The organism is Synechococcus sp. OH2, from assembly GCF_047462155.1.
GTDB lineage: Bacteria > Cyanobacteriota > Cyanobacteriia > Thermostichales > Thermostichaceae > Thermostichus.
Genome location: NZ_JANSIR010000009.1, coordinates 1 through 5,040, shown reverse-complemented (window position 1 = coordinate 5,040; position 5,040 = coordinate 1). Strand labels below are relative to the sequence as shown.

Sequence of the window (5,040 nt, the reverse complement as noted above, 5' to 3'; positions counted from 1 at the left end):
CTTTCCATAGCCCGAATGGCCTGGCCCGAGCTGAAGCCCGGCAGCGGGCTGCCCTGGATCTCCGCCGAGCGGAAGAGGTTGAAATGATTGATGAGCGCCGGGCCGGTGGTCTCCTCCACCTGAACCAACGTGCTCAAGGGCAAGAGCTGCCCCTGCCCACCGCGCACGTAGAACTGGCCAATACGTTCAGGGCTGCTCCGGAAAGCCTGGTCCGCCTGGACGTAGACCCGGTAGTTGCGGTTGAACAGGTCAAAGTCGTTGACATAGGTGCCTCCCAGCAGCGTCTGTAGCGTGCCGAAGACCTCGGCCAGCGGGATCCCCAGCACCTGCGCTATGTCCCGATCCACCTTGACCTGCAACCGGGGGGAGTTGGCGTTGAAGGTGGGCGGATTAATCCGCACGCCCAGGGGGGGCTGGCCCGGCGGGGGCGGCGAGTTGCCCACAAAGAAAAAGGCGTTGGCCGTCTGCTGCAGCAGGTTGAAATCGTTCACCCCCCGATCCTGGAGTTGGAAGGTAAACCCGCCCGTGTTTCCCAGATCGGGAATGGCTGGCGGCAAAATCGGGATCACCAACGAGCGGCTGATCCCGCCCAAAAAGGGCCCGAACAGCCGGTTGACAATCGCCTGCGCCGATTGTTCCGGTCGCCGCCGCTTGTCCCAGGGCTTGAGGGTGGCGAAGATCAACCCGTTCCCCGGCGAGGGCCCAGTAAAGCTGAACCCCCCCACGATCACCTGGTTTTCGATTTCCGGGATCCCGTCCAAAATGGCGCTGGCCTGCCGGATGACCCGGTCGGTGTAGTTGAGCGAAACCCCCGGCGGCCCCTGCACAATGGTGATGAAAAAGCCCTGATCCTCATCCGGCACAAACCCCGTTGGCAGGATCTGGAACAGCCAATAGGTGAGGCCCAGACAGGCGACAAACCCCGCCACCACCACCAGCCGCAGCTTCACCACCAGCTCCAGCAGCCGGCGATAGGCGGCGCGGATCCCTTCCACCGCCCGGTCAAACCAGCGCAACAGCCAAAACATCTGCTCAGAACGTGGGCGGATCAGCAGCGCCGACAACGCCGGAGCCAGGGTAATGGCATTAAACGTAGACAGGGAAACCGATACGGCAATGGTGACGGCAAACTGCTGGTAGATGCGGCCACTGGTGCCGGGAAAGAACGCGATCGGCACAAACAAGCCCAGCAGCACCAGCGTCGTGGCAATCACCGCCCCCAGCACCTCGTTCATCCCCGCCGAGGCCCCCTGCAGAGGCCGCATGCCGCGGTCGCGGATGTAGCGGGAGATGTTCTCCACCACCACGATGGTGTCGTCCACCACCAAACCGGTGGCCAAAGTGAGGCCAAACATGGTCAGGGTGTTGATGGAAAAGCCGAATAGGCGCACAAAGGCGAACGTCCCCAGCAGCGCCACCGGGATCGTGACGGTAGGGATAAGGGTGATGCGCCAATCTTGCAAAAAGATAAACAGCACCAGCACCACCAGGACGATAGCCTGGAGCAGGGTGAAGATCACCTCTTGTACCGACTCGGTGATGAACAGCGTGGCGTCGAAGGCGATCTCGTAGATCAAGCCGGGCGGGAAATTTTTCGCCAGCTCGGCCAACGTCTGCCGCACCTGCCGCGACACCTCGAGGGCGTTGGCATCCGGCTGCTTGGTGATGGCGATCCCCACCGCCTCCTGGCCGCCGATGCGGAAGAACGTATCGTAACTTCGGGCTCCCAGCTCCACCCGGCCCACGTCGGCAATGCGCACCAAGCCGGCATTTGGGCTGGCTTTGAGGACAATTTGGGCAAACTCCTCCGGCTGGGAAAGCCGACCCGTGGCCTGGACGCTGATCTGAAACTCCTGATCCGGCAGGCTGGGCTGGCTGCCGATTTGGCCGGCAGGCACCTGGATATTCTGCTGGCGCACCGCGTTCACCACATCCAGCGCCGTCAGCCCGTAGCCGGCCAGCCGCGTCGGATCCAGCCAGATGCGCATGGCATAGGTGCGCTCCCCAAAGACGATGACATCGCTAACGCCACGGATGCGCCGCAGGGCATCCCGCACGAACAGCTCGGCGTAGTTGCTCACAAACAGCTCGTCGTATTCCCCCGCCTCTGAGCGCAGCGCCACCACCTGCACAAAAGCGCTATCGCCCGCTTTTTCCACGCTGAGGCCGTTTTGAATCACTTCTGCCGGCAGCCGCGCCTGCACGCGTGCCACCCGGTTCTGCACATCCACAGCTGCTGTGTCCAGATCCCGATCCGGGCTGAAGGTGACGGTGATCTGGCTGGTGCCGTTGCTGCTGCTGACCGAGGAGATGTACCGGATGCCCTCGACGCCGTTGATCTCCTGCTCCAGCACATTCGTCACCGCCGTCTCCACCGTCTCGGCATCGGCCCCGGGGTAAACAGCGGTCACCGTCACTGCCGGCGGCGCCACCTGCGGGTAGTAGTCCACCGGCAACAGGGGGATGCTCACCGCTCCCACCAGCACGATTAGGATGGAGCAGACGCTGGCAAAGACAGGGCGGCGAATGAAAAAGTCAACAAACATAGACAGGGATCCGCATGAGGAGTAGAAGGGAGTGGCCGAGCTCAAGAGGGGAGATCTAGGGCGGGGATCCAGGTGGTCTCCCTCCTCCTTGCCTCCTCTGCTGCAAAAGCACCTCATCGACGATGGGGGCGCCATCGCGGATTTTTTGCAGGCCGCTCAGCACAATCGGCTCATTGGCCTGCAGCCCCTCCAGCACCTCGTAGCTGTTGCCGTGGATGGATCCCAGCCGCACCGGCTTTTGCACCGCCACCGCTCCGGGGGGCTGGCCCTCTTCTGCAGGATCTGCAGTCTGCACCGTGTAGACAAAGGTTTGGGCGCCCAGACGGGCTACCGCCGTCACCGGCACCAACAAAGCTGGCCGCTCCTCCCAGACGATGCGGGTTCGCACAAACTGGGCGTTACGCAACTGGCCGGCGGGGTTCTCCAGCAAGGCCTTGGCCAGGACCGACTGCGTGCCGGGATCCGCTTCAGGCGCAATGAAAGAGACTTGGCTGGTGCCGATGACCTCGCCGCCGCTATCTAGGATCTGCACCGGCGTGCCGATGCGCAGGCGGGGGGCCTGCTGCAGCGGGATGTTCAGGTTCAGCTCCAGCGCCTGGGTTTGGGTCAGGGTGGTCAAAACCGTCTGGGGTGTCACATAATCCCCCTGCCGCACCAACACCTCGCCGACAATGCCGGCAAAGGGAGCCGTGACCTGGAAAAACTGCAGTTGCACCTGCTGCCGCTCCGCCTCGGCCCGGGCCCGCTCCACCTCTCGCTCTGCCCGCAAGATGGCCGCCTCTTGGGCCCGGATCTGCTCCTGCTGGGCCGCCAAGGCTGCCTCCGCCTGGCGCAGATCGCGGCTGGACTGATCCGCTTGCGCCTGGCTAATAGCCCCCTCGGCCAAGAGGCGCAGGTTGCGCTCGTGCTGCTCCTGGGCGAACTCTGCCGCCGCCTCCAGCCGCAGCCGCTCCGCCCGCAACTGGCTGAGCACGGCTCGGCTGCTCTCCAGGTTGGCCTGGGCCGCCGCGATCCCCGCCGTTTGGCCGGCCACCGCCGCCTGTTGCTGCCGGCTGTCGATCGCAAACAGGGGCGCCCCGGCAGAGACCTGGGATCCCAGCCGCACGAACACCTGGGTCACCTGTCCGCTGACCTGGGGCCGGATGCTCGCCACCTGCTGGGATCCGAGGCTGGCGATGAACTCCGCAGTCTCCTGAATGGGCCGTTCTTCCACGGCGCCGATGGCCACCGGGGTGGGCTGGCTTTGTCCACTTCCTCGGCCTTCCATGCCGCGAGGGGGCCCACCCGCTCGACAGGCAGCCAGCAGCAAAGAAAAACACAACAGCGGCAGAGCTGTTCGCAATCGCCTCATGATTACAACTGCTCCCACAACAGAGGGATCCCCTCTCTGCATTGGCTCAACTAACCAAGGTAATGAGCCTGTGCCTTCCTGCACCTGTGCAAAAGCGCTTGCCATCCTTCCCAATCCAGAACTAAGGTGTATGCTTAGCCAAAAGCCCAGCTTAGCGTCCAGAGCCCCAGCTCGCCGGACAACGGCCATCTTTGGCCAGACGGTTCTAAACTTGTTGCGCAAGCATCGGATCTTTTGTTACCTGACGCGAAGGCAAGTCGCTGCAGTTGAGGAAGTTGATATGAGGACTGTAGCCGTAACCTGGTTTCGCCCGCTGCAGCTCGACTGTCGTCCTCAGCACTGGCTGTGGAGCTGCCTCGGAGCAGCAGCCATCACGGCCTTCACGGCGGTTGCTGCTTGGGCGCGGCCAGTATTGGAAGTGCGCATGACCATGGGCTTGCCCATCAGCCCCAACTATTGGTACCTGGTGGCCCTCAGCCGGGCCGGCAGCCCTGGCCCCACTGCCAACCTGGTGGATCCCAATGTCCGCGTCGGGCCCAATGAGTATGCCTTTGTCCAGAACTGGGACTACCTCATCCGGGTTACCCCCCTCAACGAAGAATCGGTCTTGCAGTCCACCATCCAGCGGTTTGGCGAGCCGGAGCGGGAGTTTGCCGTCGGCTTTAACCAGGTGCGGGCAGAGCGCCTCAGCCGCGACCGCGACACCCTCCGCTTCCAGATCGACATCTCCGAGCTCCAGGGCCTGGACGGGCGGGATCAGGATATCCAGGTGGCGCTGCTCACCGCCCGTGCCCCCTTCCGCGTTGCTCCTGAAGAAACCAACCTGGCCATTGACGCCACCCGTGGCGAGCTGCCCCACTACTACCGCCTTAGCCTCTCCAACCAGCGGCAGGTGGTCGTGGACGATCCCCAGCGCCAAGAGACAGTGCGCCGCAGCCGAGAGCTGATCCAACAAAGTGGCTCCGGGGCTGCCCTCACCCGCGACCTCATCGAGGGGGGAGCTTTGGAGATTTTGGCCGCCAACATTCTTACCTTTGAGCTGCGCCTGGTGGACCGCTAGGGATCCTCTCCCCTGCAGGCCCAAGATTGCCGCCATTTCAACGTAAGGCGCGGGATTCCCCACCCGGGTGGGGAGGGATAGCG

At 63.6% G+C, this 5,040-nt stretch carries 3 protein-coding genes; 1 reads left to right on the top strand and 2 read right to left on the bottom strand.

Annotated elements, in window-relative coordinates; all coding sequences use genetic code 11:
• Both NW835_RS00665 and NW835_RS00660 read right to left on the bottom strand, forming a co-directional pair.
• Positions 1–2,546, bottom strand: a 2,546-nt coding sequence (locus NW835_RS00665; protein WP_414414257.1) for an efflux RND transporter permease subunit, incomplete at its 3' end; no start/stop codon positions are given.
• A gap of 55 nt (positions 2,547–2,601) precedes the next feature.
• Positions 2,602–3,897, bottom strand: coding sequence for an efflux RND transporter periplasmic adaptor subunit (locus tag NW835_RS00660; protein ID WP_414368072.1), 1,296 nt, complete (start codon positions 3,895–3,897; stop codon positions 2,602–2,604).
• Between the two features lie 280 nt (positions 3,898–4,177).
• On the opposite strand from NW835_RS00660, the gene NW835_RS00655 reads away from it, so the two are divergent.
• Complete coding sequence (locus tag NW835_RS00655; RefSeq protein WP_414332523.1) at positions 4,178–4,957, top strand: hypothetical protein; 780 nt, start codon at positions 4,178–4,180, stop codon at positions 4,955–4,957.
• Positions 4,958–5,040 lie beyond the last annotated feature (83 nt).